This is a genomic window from Novosphingobium mathurense (assembly GCF_900168325.1).
GTDB classification, from domain to species: Bacteria; Pseudomonadota; Alphaproteobacteria; order Sphingomonadales; family Sphingomonadaceae; genus Novosphingobium; species Novosphingobium mathurense.
This window is the reverse complement of the sequence record NZ_FVZE01000007.1, coordinates 62424-78738: the sequence shown is the minus strand read 5'-3', so window position 1 is coordinate 78738 and position 16315 is coordinate 62424. Positions and strand designations below refer to the sequence as shown.

The 16315-nt window shown below is 62.0% G+C and carries 13 protein-coding genes; 6 read left to right on the top strand and 7 right to left on the bottom strand.

The features are described from left to right. The first annotated feature begins 235 nt into the window (after positions 1-235). From B5483_RS18190 to B5483_RS23775, 3 genes are all read left to right on the top strand, one after another. Entirely contained in the window at positions 236-1129 is an 894-nt protein-coding gene (locus B5483_RS18190) for an acetoacetate decarboxylase family protein (RefSeq protein ID WP_079731433.1), read from the top strand. Positions 1130-1155: 26 nt separating this feature from the next. Beyond that, the gene (locus B5483_RS18185) at positions 1156-2649 is read left to right on the top strand and encodes a flavin-containing monooxygenase (protein ID WP_139384059.1); all 1494 of its coding nucleotides are present in this window, start codon (positions 1156-1158) and stop codon (positions 2647-2649) included. A gap of 158 nt (positions 2650-2807) precedes the next feature. Next, positions 2808-3341, top strand: a complete 534-nt coding sequence (locus B5483_RS23775; protein ID WP_139384058.1) for a hypothetical protein — start codon at positions 2808-2810, stop codon at positions 3339-3341. Positions 3342-3400: 59 nt separating this feature from the next. Here B5483_RS23775 and B5483_RS18175 read toward each other — a convergent pair whose 3' ends face one another. Next, a complete protein-coding gene (locus B5483_RS18175) occupies positions 3401-4432 on the bottom strand; it encodes a site-specific integrase (RefSeq protein WP_079731430.1) in 1032 nt (343 codons plus the stop codon). A 135-nt stretch (positions 4433-4567) separates the two neighbouring features. Between B5483_RS18175 and B5483_RS18170 the strand changes: the two genes are divergently transcribed. After that, on the top strand, positions 4568-5539 hold the full coding sequence (locus B5483_RS18170) for a MarR family transcriptional regulator (RefSeq protein ID WP_079731429.1): 972 nt from the start codon (positions 4568-4570) through the stop codon (positions 5537-5539). On the opposite strand, the gene B5483_RS18165 is transcribed toward B5483_RS18170, so the two are convergent. From B5483_RS18165 to B5483_RS18150, 4 genes are all read right to left on the bottom strand, one after another. Then, positions 5512-5655 (bottom strand): hypothetical protein, encoded by a 144-nt coding sequence (locus B5483_RS18165; RefSeq protein ID WP_245829379.1) that lies wholly within the window; start codon positions 5653-5655, stop codon positions 5512-5514. The genes B5483_RS18170 and B5483_RS18165 overlap by 28 nt on opposite strands. Before the next feature lie 48 nt (positions 5656-5703). Further along, positions 5704-6717 (bottom strand): ParB/RepB/Spo0J family partition protein, encoded by a 1014-nt coding sequence (locus tag B5483_RS18160; protein WP_079731428.1) that lies wholly within the window; start codon positions 6715-6717, stop codon positions 5704-5706. Between the two features lie 91 nt (positions 6718-6808). Then, positions 6809-8011 carry an AAA family ATPase gene (locus B5483_RS18155; protein WP_079731427.1) on the bottom strand — a complete coding sequence of 401 codons (1203 nt, stop codon included), beginning with the start codon at positions 8009-8011 and terminating at the stop codon, positions 6809-6811. A gap of 166 nt (positions 8012-8177) precedes the next feature. Continuing rightward, entirely contained in the window at positions 8178-9338 is a 1161-nt protein-coding gene (locus tag B5483_RS18150; RefSeq protein ID WP_176168102.1) for a replication initiation protein, read from the bottom strand. Positions 9339-9915: 577 nt separating this feature from the next. Between B5483_RS18150 and B5483_RS23770 the strand changes: the two genes are divergently transcribed. Both B5483_RS23770 and B5483_RS18140 read left to right on the top strand, forming a co-directional pair. Further along, a complete protein-coding gene (locus B5483_RS23770; RefSeq protein WP_425435055.1) occupies positions 9916-10758 on the top strand; it encodes a DUF7146 domain-containing protein in 843 nt (280 codons plus the stop codon). Between the two features lie 58 nt (positions 10759-10816). Continuing rightward, complete coding sequence (locus B5483_RS18140; protein ID WP_079731424.1) at positions 10817-15028, top strand: strawberry notch-like NTP hydrolase domain-containing protein; 4212 nt, start codon at positions 10817-10819, stop codon at positions 15026-15028. Between the two features lie 23 nt (positions 15029-15051). Here the strand turns inward: B5483_RS18140 and B5483_RS18135 are convergent, their stop codons facing one another. Together B5483_RS18135 and B5483_RS18130 are read right to left on the bottom strand one after the other, a co-directional pair. Continuing rightward, on the bottom strand, positions 15052-15642 hold the full coding sequence (locus B5483_RS18135; protein WP_079731423.1) for a VapC50 family PIN domain-containing toxin: 591 nt from the start codon (positions 15640-15642) through the stop codon (positions 15052-15054). Positions 15643-15654: 12 nt separating this feature from the next. Beyond that, on the bottom strand, positions 15655-16113 hold the full coding sequence (locus B5483_RS18130; protein ID WP_079731422.1) for a helix-turn-helix domain-containing protein: 459 nt from the start codon (positions 16111-16113) through the stop codon (positions 15655-15657). Positions 16114-16315: the final 202 nt, after the last annotated feature.

Here is a 16315-nt window from a genome sequence, read left to right as displayed (position 1 = left end):
CACCCGAGGAGTGAAAGGGAGTTTGGCGGATACGTCGCTGTGACGACGAAACTGGTGCGCCCAAATGACAGGTTTCGCTGCACCGTGGACCCGTCGCCAGCATCTATCACAGCAGCGCTCGATAGATGTCACATGAGCGACGGCGCGCGATATTCCGGTTGGCCTGTCGGCTATTGCTGCGCAGCATGGCGGTCTGTGCCAATGCGGCGCAATCCAGTACGACAGGAATAACGACATGGAAAACACGGTCACCGAACGCCTTCCGGCGCACCCGCGCTTCCCCGCCGCTGATGAGAAATACGACGGGCTTTCCCCGATGTACCGGATGCCCGTGGACTTCGGCCCCGTCGGTGGCCCCCGAAACGTGCCGCTGGCCAACCAGCGCGGTCGGTACGTCCACACCCGTACCCAGATCGGTGTTGACGCGCTCACCGATGCCGACGCGATCAGGCCATACCTGCCGCAGGGCTGCACGCTCGACGGCCCGCCAATCGTCCGCATTCTAGTTTCCATGGTGCGCAACATCGGCTGGCTGGCCGGGCGAGGTTACAACATCATCATGGTCCAGTTCCCCAACGTCCGTTTCACCGGCCAATCCGATGAGGTCGTCGCGGATTTCCTTCCCGTCCTATGGGAAAGCCTATGCGATCCGATAATCACCGGACGCGAGGAAATCGGCTATCCGAAGATCTACGCCAACATCCCCGACTACGAGGTACGCGAGGGCAAGACGCGGATTACCGCGGATTGGCAGGGTTTTCAGTTCATCGACATCGAGGTCAATTCCCTCCGCCCGGCCAAGCGGACGAATCCGCCCCTGCCGGTCCTCACCCACAAGTACATTCCCACCACGGGTGACTGGGGTCAGGGCGAAGTGGATTACCTCACCGTAACCCGGCCGGATCCCAACGCGCCCCCGCTCCGTCTCGACGAATATTATAGGGGCAATGGGCGCTTCTCCTTCCGCCATGCCCGCTGGGAAGACCTGCCGACCCAGCATACGGTAGTGAATGCCCTGGCCAACCTGCCCCTGCGCGAATTCCTCGGGTCATTCCTCGCACTGACTTCCCAAGGCGAGACAGACACCATCGGGGGCGGCAACCAGGGCGGGCAGTCGCCGGTCGCCTGAAGGCCCGCCAGGCACGAGAGGATCGGGTGAGCACAGAACAACCCCAACACGCCGCCCGGCAACGGCTCCGGATCGGCATAATCGGCGCAGGTCCAGGTGGCATGGCGGCCGCCCATTACCTGCGCGAGGCCGGTTTTAATACATTGGTTCTGTGGGAAAAGAACAAGGACTTCGGCGGCACTTGGTACCTGAATCGCTATCCCGGACTGGAGTGCGACGTACCGTCGCATCTCTACTCGTTTTCATTCGATCTCAATCCCGGCTGGACCCGTACGTATGCCTCGCAGCCCGAGATTCTCGCCTACTTCCAGGCCGCCGGCGACCGCATGCGGCTGCGCGAATTCGTTCGTTTTGGCGTGGAGGTCACATCTGCCACCTGGGACGGAAAAAAATGTGTCTGGCGCGTTGGCCTTTCCACCGGAGTCGAAGAGGAAATCGATATCCTGGTGAGCGCCCAGGGTATGTTCAATCGGATAAAGTGGCCTGAAATCCCATCGCTCGACAGCTTTGCGGGGAAACTCGTACATGCCGCGCGCTGGCCTGACGAACTCACGCTGGTCGGGCGGCGTGTGGCTGTCGTCGGCAGTGCGGCGAGCGCGATCCAGATGATTCCTGAGATCGCTCGAGAGGTCGGACACCTCGATGTCTATCAGCGAACTCCAAGCTGGGTTGCGCCAAAGGACTGCATGGAGTTCGATGTGGGCACCATCGCCGCCCGCGCTGCTGATCCGGCGCTGGTGGTGGCCGAACGTCGCCGAATCTTCGAGGGATTCGAGGAATTCGCCGATTGGACCAAGCCCAAGAACGAGGAAGAAATCCTGGGCGCCTGCCATGCCAACCTCGCCCTAGTCGAGAACACGGAAGTGCGGCAAAAGTTGACGCCTACTTTCAATTGGGGGTGCGCCCGCCCCCTCTCATCAAATGCTTACTATCCGGCATTCAACCGTGCCAATGTCACGCTAGTCACCGAACGAGTCCAAGCGGCGACGTCGACAGGGCTCGTCGATGCGGGGGGGATCGAACGCCGCCATGACGTGATCATCTGCGCGACTGGTTTCCACGTAGACCTGTTTCTCGCCGTTATTCCGGTGCGAGGCGAAGAAGGAATCGACATAGCCAGCGCCTGGAACGGAACGCCACGTGCGTATCTCGGCATACTGACCGCCGGTTTCCCCAACCTGTTCATGCTCTATGGCCCGAACACCAACAACGGGTCGATCATCGAAATGCTTGAACTTCAGGCGCGCTACATTGTGCGCCATGTAGAGTGGATGATCGCCAATGACATCGTTGCCTTGGCTGTTCGCCCCGAGGCAGAAGCGGCCTATAACGACGAACTCCGGTATGAAATTGCCAAGGTTGGAGTTTGGCAGGGCAATTGCCACAATTACTACCTTAACAACGCTGGCTACAATGTGACGCAATATCCGCGAAACATGGGTTTCTATCGGGAACGGCTCTCACGGCCTGACTGGGATAAGTTGATAATCCACTCCAAAGCTTGCGCTAAAGCCACGTGATCAACTGACGTTGACACCTTAAGCGCAAGGACGCGATCACGGGCCCGCTAACGATCATCTCTGCCCCTCAGGGATGAAAGTCTAAGAGACTGCACTGGAACAAGCATCTACCTTGGGTTGGGGTCAAATCTGCCTAACAGGCACTGCCTGAAGGAAGATTGAGTTTTCCCAAGGAACCGGCAGATGCCAACAGCTTCATCACCCTCGCGGTATATTGCGCCTCTCAGCTTAAAATGTTCTCCGTGTGTTTGGCAGAGCGTTGCCTGACGAACAAAATGAAGTGCAGCCAACAACCTTCCTGCCGCTCCGTGCTCAGCAATGAGATTACGGTTATACAGAAGTGGCATACGTGGGCTTTTCCAGCGCAATGCATCCATGATCCCGGCGAGGTCTTCGCCCGAGGCGAAGTAGTCATGATTGACCCCGACCCACGTGGAACGCACATTCACCTCCTCGAGCTGCATGGCGAAGGTTGCCGCATCGAGATCGCGGAACGCCCCTTTGTCAAAGGCCCGCTGCAGTACCGATCGTACGATTGGACTTACCGAGCCCGGGTGAAGCGTCCCCTCCCCACCTGCTCCTCAACCCGTGCCGCCACCGCGCCCTTCGCCGCGAACCCCTCGGGGATCCAGCGTGCGTTCCGCGCCAGCGAGCCGCGATCGCTGCGTCGTCGTGCAGGCATGACCACGTAACGTCGCACGATGACTGCAATTATCACGAGTTGTATCGATCACTTAGGATCACGAATTCGCTACAAGAATCCGGCTGCCGCATGGTCGTCAAACAGTTCGGCCGAACGCACATAACCCAGCAGCACCTCGACCTTCTTGTGCCGCGACACCTCCTGCATCTTGGCAATGGTCGCCCCGGTGCGCGAGGCCTCGGTGAGGAACCCGGCCCGCAAGGAATGGCCCGCCACCGTCTCCGGGTCCAGGCCCACACGTCCGGCGTACTTCTGGATCAACCGCGCAATCGAGCGGTCCGACATCGGCTTGTCGACCACCCTGCCCTGCGGGTCGATCTGATAGAACAACGGCCCCGCAGTGCTGCCACGGACCGCCAGCCAGGCCTTGAGCCGCGCCACCGGTTTGAGCGTCTTGCCTGCGGGCACCGCGATCACTTGCCCCTCGCCCTCCTGGTCAGTCTTCGAATGCCGCAGCGTCAGTGTCAGGCCCTTATCGACCAGTTCAACATCGCGGAGTTCGAGCGCGACCAGTTCGGAGCGGCGTAGTGCTGCGGCGAGGCCCAGCGCCATGACCGCCCGATCGCGGATCGTGCGCGTGCCTTGCCCATCGGCGGCCACGATCATCGCGCCCAGTTCGCTGGCGGAAATCGCCGCCTTCCTGGCATTGGGCCGCGCGCGCTGTTCACGCCTAATCCCGGCGAGTGTGTCGGCAATGACCATGCGTTCGTCGCGGACCGTCGGCGCAACCAGTCCGTCCTGGCGGTGCTTCCACCCGATCGCCGCGAGGTGGCGGCCGATGGTACTGTCGGCCTTGCCCGCCATGGCTAGAGCGGCGAGGTAGGCCGCCACCGCCTCGGGCCGCGCCGGCAGCGGTTCGAGCCCGCGTTCATCGCACCAGCCTTCGAACTGAGCCCAATCGCTGGTGTAGGCGCGGATCGTATTCGCCGCCTTAGCCTGGGCGCGATAGGAACGAGCGGCCGCGACCTCGTCGCATAAAATCCTCGCCGGGGCCGTGATTTTGGGCGGGAATGCCGCTGCGGTGAAATTCAGCGCGATCAGCACTCCGTTTGCTGGGAAATCTTCGCTGCCATCGGCCATTATCCACCCTTCCCTGCGGCAAATCCCGCTCTGACATACCCTCAAATCTACTGTCCGTGAAGAGCCATTATCGGACAGTGGTTGCAGCATACAAGCAGAGTATACTTTATTGACGTATAGTATATTATCTGGTCGATGGATGACGCCCCTCCCCCGTGGCAATTGGCCCTCGCGCGGATCGAGGGGGCGCTGCCGTTCCTGCGCGCGGAGGTGGCGGACGGACTGGCGCGGGCCTCGCTCAGGCGGCTGTGGCGCGTCCATATCCGCGACTTTCCTCAAGAAAACCAAGGCCCCGAGCACAATCCGGGACTTGAGGCGGCCGAACTGACCCGCTCGTGGTATGCGGCCGAACGGCAGGACTTCCTGTCGTGGATAAGCCGCCGCGGCCCCCCTCCCCTCGCCCAGGCCGCGCAGCTCACCCTCGCCGCCAAGGACGCGCGCGAGAGCTTCTCTGGCACATTTGAAGCCGCCGACCGGGCGCTCGAACGGCTCGACGCCCTGTTGCCGGCGCGCGATCCGCTCGCTGCTCTCACCGAATGGGTCCGCCAACTCCGCACCGACGAAGTCGAGTTTCTCGAAGGCGGCAGCGAGGAAGTGCTGATCGAGGGCCGCGTGTTCCAGCGGTTCGCCCCGCGCGGAAGCGCCTGGGCCGCCTCGCTGGCCGCCGCGATGCGCCCGCAGCTGTTCGCCCTCGGCGCGGCGCCACTGGCGCTCGCCGGGCTCGCCCCGCGTGCGCTGTTCCGCTCCGAGCCCGAACGCCCCCTCCCCGCCCTGCTGGCGGGCGCGATCGGCGTTGCGGCCAGTGACGTGGCAACCGACCTCGCCGCCGTCACGGCCATGGTTGCGCGCGGGGAAGAATGCCTCGCGGGCCTCTATGCCTCGTCGCAGGCGCCGGCGATGTGGCAGCTGATTGGCGGGCTGGGTCCCCTCACCCGCGCCGAACTGGCCCGCGCGCTTGGCGTGACCCGCCGTACCGCTTCACAGGCTGCTACCGCGCTCGAGAAAGCCGATCTGGCGACGCTGCGCCCGGGAGACCATGCCCTGGCCCCGAAGGCGCTCACAGAGGCTCCTGAGGCCTCCTACGGTGCCAACGCGACCTCGCGGTAGGGCACGCCGATCCGCTTGGGCGCAGACGCCCGGCGGCGCAGCAGCTGGCGGGCAAAAAGCGCCGCCTCATCCGCGCAAGCGAACGAGACCGCCCTCCCCTGCCCTTTGGTCCCGATCCGCCCCCAGGCGATTTGTCTTCGTCTCAGCCATCAATAGGAACGACCTTAGGCCCAGTACTGGTCCAAAACCGCCCGCACAGCCTCCTCCGCCTCTTGGCGCGTTGCTCCGCCCTTGCTCAGGAGCGTGAGCCGAATACCCTTGCGATCAGCGCCTTCGATCCGGAGTACCGGCTTTCCGCTCGCGCTCGCAATGGTTTCCGCCTTTCCTGACTTCTTGGGGGGTCCTGACTTCTTGGGGGGGTCAACTGCCAGCGACAGCGCCTTGATGACATCAATCACTGGCATAGATTTGCCGGTGGCTTGGCGCTCTTCGGCAAGGCGGGCCGCCTCTCGGAAGGCACGCTCCCTGCGCTCATCTGGTTTCAGAAGGGCTTTGAGAGCGATGGCGTTGCGGATGCCCAATTCTTGCGGATCAGCAAATGCCCGGATTAGTTCGTCAGGAAGGCGAGCGAGATCAAGATACCGCGTGAGCCAACTTTCAGAAACCTTCAGCCGCTCAGCCATCGTTTTTTGACGGCCGTCGTAATAGGCTGAGAGCGCGCGCAGATAGTCCCTCGCCCTTTCGAGGTCTGTGAGATCGTCTCGGGCGCGATTCTCGATGTCGGCGAGTCGGAATGCCTCTTCGTCGCCAATCTCACGAACATCGACGAGGAATTTGAAGTCAGGGTAATTGTGGGACCTCAGCCAGCTGATCGACCAATGTCGCCGGGCGCCGCAGATTACCTCGAAATCATACCCCTCGTCACCGGACAAGCGGCGAACAATCGCGGGAATTTCCTGACGGCCTTGCGCCTTGATACTCTCAATGAGATCGGAACACCGTTCCTCGGTGAGCAATGCATAATCGCGGTTATGGCCTGCCCACATCCGACATCTGGCAGGATCAACCAGTTCATGGGTTCGATTGACAATCGCCCCTGATGCAAGGTCGGCAAGTCGGTTTGAACGACCGGTAAGCACGTTTGAGGCAATGCTCGATCGACGAGGCGCCGCGCCAGCATCGGTCAGGTCGATTCCTGCCGCCAAATCGGCCGCAAAACCGCTGTTTTTCTTACTCATGTGACCCTCCCGTCAGACGAATTGCACGCGTGCAATTTTTGCGGGTCGACGTGATTTCCACGACCAATTGCACGCGTGCAATTCCCCGATTTCATGCCAACGCCTGTTGGCGCAGCCGCTTGTGATGGCTGGGCCACATCGAACGAATATCGACTTCGATTTCAGCGTTCACGCCATCCAGATAATTCAGGCACCGGTTACGCACGGCCGAGCTGGTGGCAGGCCCATCAAGCTCATAGACCGTCATCAAACGCGCAGTTGCATTGTCGATCTCGGCTGAATCCTTCAGCGGCGTTCTGACCATTGTATGCCCGAAAAGCGTTCGCATGAGCTGGATCAGCTCCTTCTGCATCGATTTATTCTCGTCGACCTTCGACGCAACGAAGCGGAGAAAATTCAGCTCTGGCGCGAGACCGCGATCAGCGAGCTGCTCGATCGTCTCATCCAGCATCGACAGGAATGCTGCGGTCGACGAGAAATCCATGACGGTTGGCGGCACCGGCACCACCAGCGAATTAGCCGCGCGCAGCACTGAGAGGGAGATCGCACCCAGCGCCGGTGGAGGATCCATCACGATGACGTCAAACCGATCCGAGATGCTCTCGATGCCCTCCTTCAATCGGTCCAGAAGCGACGCATTCCCTTGAGCCATTCGCGCAGCCAACTCGTACTCGGAGTTGAACAGGCGAAGGTTTGCGGGGATCAATTCCAAGCCATCGAAATGGGTCTTGCGGAGCGCATAATCGAGGGATGATCGTTCGCCTTCGCGAAGGAACGGGTAAAGGGTATCATCCTCGGTAAGGTCAAGATCGGGAACGTAGCCGAAAAGCGTTGTTGCCGATGCCTGGCTGTCGCAGTCGACCAAAGCCACACGGTATCCTCGAATGGCAAGATATTGAGCTAAATGGACAGCCACAGTCGACTTGCCGACGCCGCCCTTGAAGTTCTGGACCGCTACGACGCAGCATGGGTCGCCCGCAGCGCGGTAAGGCCTCGTTCCGAAGACGCCACGCATGTCGTTGAGTTGCGCCAGCGTGTATCGCTCGCGCCTGTTGTTATCTGTCCTGGCAGGCTCGGGAAGCCGACCATCCTTCTCTGCATCGCGTATCGCAGCTGGGGTTCGTCCTACAAGCTCTGCAGCCTTGCCGATCGTGAAAGTCGGCTCGCGGCGGTCATCCGACCGAGCGCTCCGGGCCGAATCCCGCAATTTTTCGAGCACTGATGAGGTTCGACTGGCGAGCGTCGCGACCGAAACCAAGCGCTCCGCTTCCTCAATTTGAAGTCCGTTCGACACATGCCCACCTTTCGCAACTGGGCGTGTGCTACACTCACTTGCGCTTTTGGGTCAAGAAATTCGCAATTTTCGAAAGTGCGGTCATCAACATGGGGTCAAACTGCCCCCTGATGCCTCCAACCTGACTCGGTGGGGGATGTGGAAATTGCACGCGTGCAATTTCCGCTCATTGCGGTCGGCCGCGACGATTAACCCAGCCCTCGCAGAACCCCTTCCACGCAGCGGCCAACTTGGCCCCGCGGAGCCTTTCCAATCGCTCGCCCATCTGAGCACGAAAGCCGTCGGCGATCATATCCACATCCCAACCGCCGCCATACTGCCGGCCGATCGAGCGAAACTCGGACTCGTATTCGCCATAACGCAGCGACCCCGTTGGAAAGCCGGTCTCTGTGGGCTTTTTGCGTTCGACAACCTTGGGCGGCGCCGGGGTAGCCCCCTTCCCCACGGAAATGCTTTCAACCGCCCCCTCCCGGCGCGCTTGGCGGCCCGCTGAATGACGATCGAGTTCGTCGACTGTCTCAATAACCTCGGGTGCACCCTTTGGCTCGAACCGGAATTCAAGCTCGGTCACAGTTCTACCCTGTCGAATCTCGCGCCATTCGACACGGAAGTGCGCCAATTGGTCGATCTCGGCTTTGGCCTTTTCAAGCACCTTGCGCCGAAGCTGGGCAAAGTCCGTATATACCTCGGGTGGAATACCAAGGGCTGCTCGGAGCGCTTGCATGTCCCCCCTCCAAGTCGCCTGACGACGATGCAAGCGAAGAGCACCCAGTTCATAAAGCTTGAGTGCGTAGTTGGAACGAAAACCGAGGACCGCCTGACGATTAAGCACGGCGTAGGTCTCGGACGCTTGAATCAGTTTACGCGCATCCGGCGTGAACTCCCACTCGATCCAGCCTGCTTCACCGCCCTCCTCTTCCGTTTCCTCCCGTGACCGCGAGATCAGTGAAAACAGGAGCGTCGCCTTCTTGCCCCGCCAAGATTTGTCATCAACGGCGAAGAGCGTCCGGTGTAGTTCCTGGAGCATGTCGGTGATCCGCTCATTGCCCTTATGCCCGCGCCGAATGTCAGCTTTGCGAATTCGGTGTGGGCGATCCTCCCAAGCATCTCCTCCAGCAGTCAAGATCATCAGGGCTAGCAGCCGAGAAGCCGTGAGGCTGAGCGATTCACCTTTCACAAATTTGATTTCGATGATGCTACCTGGCTTGGCGAATTCATCTCCGCCCTTAGCCTTTAGAGCCGCGGCAACACGCATGGCACGGCCAGGAGATACTTCCTCCGCAGCCTCTTCAACACCTTCGGCTATTTGGCCAACTTCACTTTCCATGCCATATTTCGATTAGAGAGTGATTCTCCAGCCTTGCTTGCTGCCTGACCTGACCTCCTTCGTCAAGTCAGGTCAGGATAGAAGCGCGGCACCCACCCCCAAACGGTCAGGATGGAAACGCAGTGGCTCGGGGCGCAAAGCCGCCGATCAACACGAGTCGGCTTTCCTTTAGCCCAATTTCGACTCTGGCCTTGCCTTCGACCACTGCACGATTCAGATATTCGCTTCAGGGGACGAGGAGCGCACGTCCATTTGTTTCCCCCAATAAGTCAGGACGGCCCCAAACGGTCAGGCAAGTTCCCCCGATGGGTCAGGCTATTGCCCCCACAAGGTCAGGCAAACTCCCCCATAAGGTCAGCCATACACCCATAAACACTTGGAATAGCGTATCTTTTAGACCCGTGAATCTGAATCCCTTAGAATCACGAATCCTTCCGCTGCAAGCAGCGGCGTTTTCAAATTGATTCTTGGAAGATCACATACCGATTCGTGGGTTCCAACATCGACCGCCCATTTGGCAAGAACGAGACACAAGATTCTCGACGGGGGGAGGGGAGCGGGGACGAAATGGGCGATTATGCCCCTTGTCGCTAGTATCCCAACTCCAGACCTACGCACTCTCGTTGCCCGGCTAGGTGGCAGCTGGTCAGGCAATACCGCGATGTGTCGCTGCCCTTGCCATGCCGACAGAACCCCATCTCTGTCCATCCGCCAGGGTGATCGAGCCATTCTCGTGACATGCCACGCAGGTTGCGACAGCCGGGACGTAATCAGAGCTCTTCGACGCATCGCAGACCTGCCGACCGTCGATGCCTCCGACATGAAGCCCAGCTTCCAGTGCAGCACTGGAATTCACCTCGCAATCTGGCAAGCCGGTCGACCAATCGAAGCGACTCTGGCGGAGCGATATGTGCGCGAGGTGCGCCAGATATGGGTACCCCTCGAAGACCTGCGCTTTCACCCGCGGTGTCCACGAGGGAAGGGGATGCTTGCGAGCTTCGAGCCGGCACTCCTCGTCGCGATGCGCAAGGCGGGCGCGATCGCCGCGATCCAGCGGATATTCCTCGATCCGTCGACAGCGGACTACACCGAGAAGCGCGTCCTCGGCCAGGCTATCGGCGCTGCATGGACCAACGGCCCGCCGGGCAAGACCATCGGCATCTGCGAGGGGTTCGAGACTGCGGCTGCTTATACCTCGCTCACAGGTATCCAGGCCTGGGCGACCATGGGCGCCAAGCGCTTCCACCAGGTCGATATCCCGGCATCCGTCGAAACCGTGATCCTGCTGGCCGACAACGACGCCGAGGGCAGGCGCGCGCGCGAACGCGCAGCCGAATCCTACCAACGCCCCGGACTTGCAATCGAGACCGAATGGCCGCCGGGTCGCATGAACGACTGGGCGCAGCTCCTGAAGCGGTGAGGGGAGGGGGGATGGAGCGGGCGTGCCGCTGATCGGCACGAGCTCAGGAGTTCTCCGCATGACCACAACGATTCCGCGCGCCAGCGCCATTCTCGGCGCCGCGCGTACACTGGCCGCCAAACTGCTCCTCGCTGTTCCGATTGACCGCGCTGCTTTGAGCCAGGCCATGACCAAGAGTGCAGGCGGCAATGACGCCGCAGGTGCCTGGCAGCAGCGTGACAGTTTCGAAGCGCTGGAAGTAGCTCTCTCCCTGGCCATTCCCGAGATGGTCGGCCGAATGGAGGTGGGAGCGGCGATCGCCACGTTGGAGGCGCTGGCGAAAGAACTGCCAACCCACACGGTACGCAGCGAGGACCAGATCCAGTTTCAGCAGTTTTCGACGCCGCCGGCGCTGGCCCGTCTGGCCGTTCATCTGGCGCGGCTTTCGAGCGATGACGTGTTGCTCGAACCGAGCGCAGGCACCGGGATCATCGCTTCGCTTGCCAAGGGCGCGGCCAAGGATCTGATCCTCAACGAACTCGAACCATCCCGTGCCGACCTGCTCGAGGCCGTGTTTCCGGGCACGAAGGTCTACCGCCACGACGGCGCAAAACTCAGCGCGCTGCTCTCCGGAACTGAACGGCCAAGCGTCGTCCTGTTGAACCCGCCGTTCTCGGTGTCGCAATCACGTGGGCAAGATCAGAACACCGCCGCCAGGCACTTGCGTGCCGCGCTCGACCATCTGCTGCCGGGCGGCCGGATCGTTGCGATCATGCCGGACTGGTTCTCACCCTCGGCCAGGTACGAAGAAATCTTCCGGCGCACCCTCGAAGGCGCGCGGGTCGTCCTGTCGCTTCGCCTGGACAAGGGCGGCTATGCCAAGCATGGCACCGGGATCGCCGTTCGCGTGCTGGTGGTCGACAAGGTGCCGGGCGAGATCGGCGTATCCACCATCAATCGCAGCTCGGTCGGCGAACTCTTCGCGGCGCTGCCAACCGTGCCACTCCGGGCGATATTGCGCGACCCGACGCAGGCGGTAGCGCCCCGACCAAAGCTCAGCCTGTTCCGCTCGGTGAAGTCCGGTCCAGCCCGGCCCGTGATCGTGCGAGCTCCCCAGACCAACGAGGTCCGCCCCGTCGCCTACGACGTGCTGGACGTACCCGCCGCGATGGGCGAGCAGCGCGGGGTCTATGCCGATTACCGGCCCTCGCGCGTGGTGATCGCGGAAGCTGGCGAACACCCGACGCACCTCGTCGAATCCGCCGCGATGGCCTCGATCGCCGCGCCGATGCCCAACTACGTGCCCTCACTGCCCGAACGCACCGTGACGGCAAGACTGCTATCTGCCGCCCAACTTGAAACCGTGATTTATGCGGGCGAGGCCTGGAGCCGCGACTTGCATGGCCGCTTCAGCCATCCTGCCGGCGAAGTTGCGCTCAAGGAGGATCCTGAGGGCAAGCTCTACCGCACCGGGTTCTTCCTGGGCGACGGCACCGGGGCAGGGAAGGGGAGGCAGGCAGCGGCCTGCATTCTCGACCAGTGGCTCAAGGGCAATCGCCGTCACATCTGGATTTCGAAGAATGCGCCGCTCCTTGAGGACGCGCAGCGCGATTGGACCGCGATCGGCGGATTGCCGTCGGATATTCTCGACCTTGTCCGCTGGAAGATCGGTGAGGAGATAACCTCGCCCGAAGGCATCCTCTTTGTCCCCTACGGCACGCTGCGCAGCTCGCGCGTCGAGGATACCCGGCTCGACCAGATCGTCCGCTGGGCCGGCGAGGACTTCGAAGGCGTGATCGTCTTCGATGAGGCCCACGAAATGGGCGGCGTCGCGGGTGGGGAAGGGTCGCTTGGCCAGAAGCAGGGCTCACTGCAGGGCATCGCCGGGGTCCTGCTCCAGAACACACTGCCGCGCGCCAGGGTGCTCTATGCCTCGGCCACCGGCGCTTCGGACGTCAACAACCTTGCCTATGCCGTCCGGCTCGGTCTGTGGGGACCGGGCACGGCGTTTGCGAACCGCGAGCAGTTCATCAGCGAGATCCGCGACGGCGGCATTGCCGCGATGGAACTGGTGGCGCGCGACCTCAAGGCCTCCGGTCTCTACCTCGCCCGGGCGCTCAGTTTCGCAGGGATCGAGTACGACATCCTCCGCCACGATCTGACCCCGGAGCAGATCGCGGTCTACGACACCTATTGCGAGGCCTGGACGATCATTCACCAGAACCTCGAGGCTGCACTCGAACTCACCGGGATTGTCGACGGGCTTGAGAACAAGACCCTCAACAGCGGCGCCAAGGCGGCGGCGCGCAGCCGGTTCGAAGGCACCAAGCAGCGCTTTTTTGCGCAAGTCCTGCTCTCGCTGAAGTTGCCCTCAATCTATCCCGCGATCGACGAGCATCTGGCGAACGACGAAAGTGTGGTCGTCCAACTCGTCAGCACGGCGGAATCGATCCTCAATCGGCGCCTAAACGAACTCGATCCCGATGAGCGCGAGGCGCTGGAACTGGACCTGTCGCCTCGCGAGGCGATCGTGGACTACCTCACCCGGGCCTTCCCGACCCGGCAGATGGAAGAATACACCGACGAGCTCGGTGATGTGCGCTCGCGGCCGATGTGGGACCAGGCAGGCAATCCGGTCCACAACCCGCAGGCCGAAGCCGCGCGGGCCGATCTGATCGAGCATATCTGCGCCATGCCGCCGATCCCGACAGCGCTTGATGCCCTGCTCGAGCACTACGGCGTGACGGCCGTGGCCGAGGTCACCGGGCGCAGCAAACGCCTGGTCCGCGACGGTTCGGGCCAGCAGCGCCTCGAAAGCCGTTCGCCCCGGACCAATCTTGCCGAGACCACTGCATTCATGACCGGGGCCAAGCGTATCCTCGTCTTCTCCGACGCGGGCGGTACGGGGCGCAGCTATCACGCCAGTCTTGATGCCAAGAACCAGCAGCGCCGGGTGCATTTCCTGCTCGAGCCCGGATGGCGCGCGGACCGTGCAATTCAGGGGCTAGGCCGCACCCACCGAACGCACCAGGCCTGCCCGCCGCTGTTTCGTCCGGTTACCACCGACTGCAAGGGCGAAGCGCGCTTCACCAGCACCATCGCCCGGCGCCTCGATGCATTGGGCGCGCTGACCCGCGGCCAGCGCCAGACCGGCGGGCAGGGGATGTTCGATGCGTCCGACAACCTCGAGAGCATCTACGCCAAGCACGCGCTCCACGACTGGTACGGCCTGCTCGCGACCGCCAAGCTCAAAAGCACGACCTTGTCCGAGTTCCAGCGGATGAGCGGGCTCGAGCTCACCGACCAGGACGGGATCCTGCGCGAGGACCTGCCGCCGATCCAGCGCTGGCTCAACCGCATCCTCGCCATGAAGATCGCCGTCCAGAACGCGATCTTCGACGAGTTCCTGACCCTTGTTGAAACCCGCGTCTCCGCAGCAAAGGAAGCCGGGACTTTCGACATCGGGGTCGAGACGGTGGCTGTCGAGGCCTGTGAGGTGCTGTCGGACACGGTGATCCGGACCGATCCTGTGACCGGCGCGACCTCGCACCTCCTCGAGCTGTCGCTGACCCAGCGGCGCAAGGTCCTCTCGCTCGAGCGCGTGCTCAAAATGGCATCCTATGAGGAACAGCCGCTGTTCCTGCGCAATGACAAGTCGGGCAAGGTCGCACTCGGCATCGCGGCGCCCTCGCACATGGACGAGGAGGGCCACATGATCCGCCGCTACGAACTCGTGCGGCCGCTCCGCAGCGAGTACCTGCGCGCTGATCGGCTCGACGAGTCCGCCTGGGGGCCCGTCACCAAGTCCAAGTTCAGCGCGCTGTGGGAGGAAGAATACGCCGCCGACGAGAGCCAACTGGTCACGGAGACCGTCTATCTCGCGACGGGGCTGCTGCTGCCGATCTGGGGCGCGCTTCCGAAGGAGGATCTCACGGTCAACCGCATCGTCGACAAGTCCGGCGCCTCCTGGCTTGGGCGGCATGTCCACGACCTCTACGTCGATGCGACCCTCGAGAAACTCGGCGTTGCCCGCAAGGCGCAGACCGATCCGACCAAGATCGCCGCCGCCATCCTTGGCGGGGGCACCTGGAAGGCGCCTCATCCCCTCAATTTTACGATCCGCACAGCCCGCGTGAACGGTTCCCGAAGGATCGAGATCGTCGATGCCGAAGCCGCGCGCATTCCCGAGCTCAAGGCCAAGGGCTGCCTCACCGAGATCATCGCCTACAAGACGCGGGTGTTCGTGCCGGTAGAAGGAGCAAGCGAGATACTTCGGCGGGTCATCGCCTAACCGTCGGCTCGCGTCATTGCAGGTCAGATGGATTCAGCGTGGCCGCTCAGGATCGAGGCGGTAACGAACAGGCCATGCGCCTCAAGCGATCGCAGGTAGTCCTCAGCGGACATTTCCGGCCGCTTCAGCCGAATGCGCAGCGTCCGGATGGCAGCAACCGCCTTGCCCTCGTCGAGCGCAATCGTGTCCGCAATGAACTCGTCTGCGGTCCGCGCTTCGATATTGAGCGGAGCGAGAATTGCGGCTGGGAAATCGCTGATGTTTTCAGTCACGACAGCCTGGGCCTGCGTCTGGACTGCGGCGGCGAGCACGTGCTCGTCATTGGCGTCGGGAAGCGCGAACCTCAGGGCCGCGACCGAAGCGTGCGCTTCAACGAGGGCTTCGGGGAAGGCCCGGTGCATAGCTTCGACCGATCGGGCTGCCCTTGCGGACGCGTCCTCGAACCCACGCTCGGCGAAAATCTTGTCCAATGCCGCGCGAGTTTCATCAAGGATGCGCTGCGACCAGCGCACACGGAAGAATTCCGCCTCGGCGAGGGTGAGCAGCAGATCTCGGCGAGGCACACTCACCAGTGCGCAGGCATCGACCAGAGCGGTGTAACGATTGGCGAACATGGCAGCGTCAGATCAATACAGGTCCGAGCCGTCCGCAATCAGTTCGTCCATCGCCTTCGAACGGATCTTGTCGCGCGCTGCCTTGTACGCAAACACGTCCTCGGCCTTGAGCCGCCGATGCCGTCCTACCATGCTGTGCGGGATGTCACCCTTCTCGATCAACCTGATCAGGTAAGGGCGGGAAATGTTGAGCAGATCTGCTGCTTGCTGGGTCGTCAACATCTGCTGGATTGGCACGAGCGTGACAGCATCCCCGCTCCCGATGTGACGTAGCAACTCGAGGAACAGGTCCGACATCGCCGGTGTCAGCGAGATTTCTACCGGCTTCCTGGTCTTGGGATCGGGTATGTGCAGCTTGGCCTCACCGGCCTTCTGCGAGGCAAGGATGCGCCGAAGCTGGTTGGCGATCTGCCGATCATCGGCAGAGGGCAGCCTGTTGCCAAAGGGCAAGGCATTGGCTGGCAGTGTCATCGTTTCTCTCCGCAGATGGCCATATTCCCTAGCGCATATTCGCAATAAACGCAACCAAGTTGTGCGTCTCAGGTTCCGGCGCAGGTCCGGTCCATGAGGCATAGATGATCGATTTATGCCTCATGGGCCCAATCGAACCGCCTGGAGAGACGCACCATCGCGCCTGAGAGTTCGGGGAATCCTGAAGCCGTGAGGGGAGGGG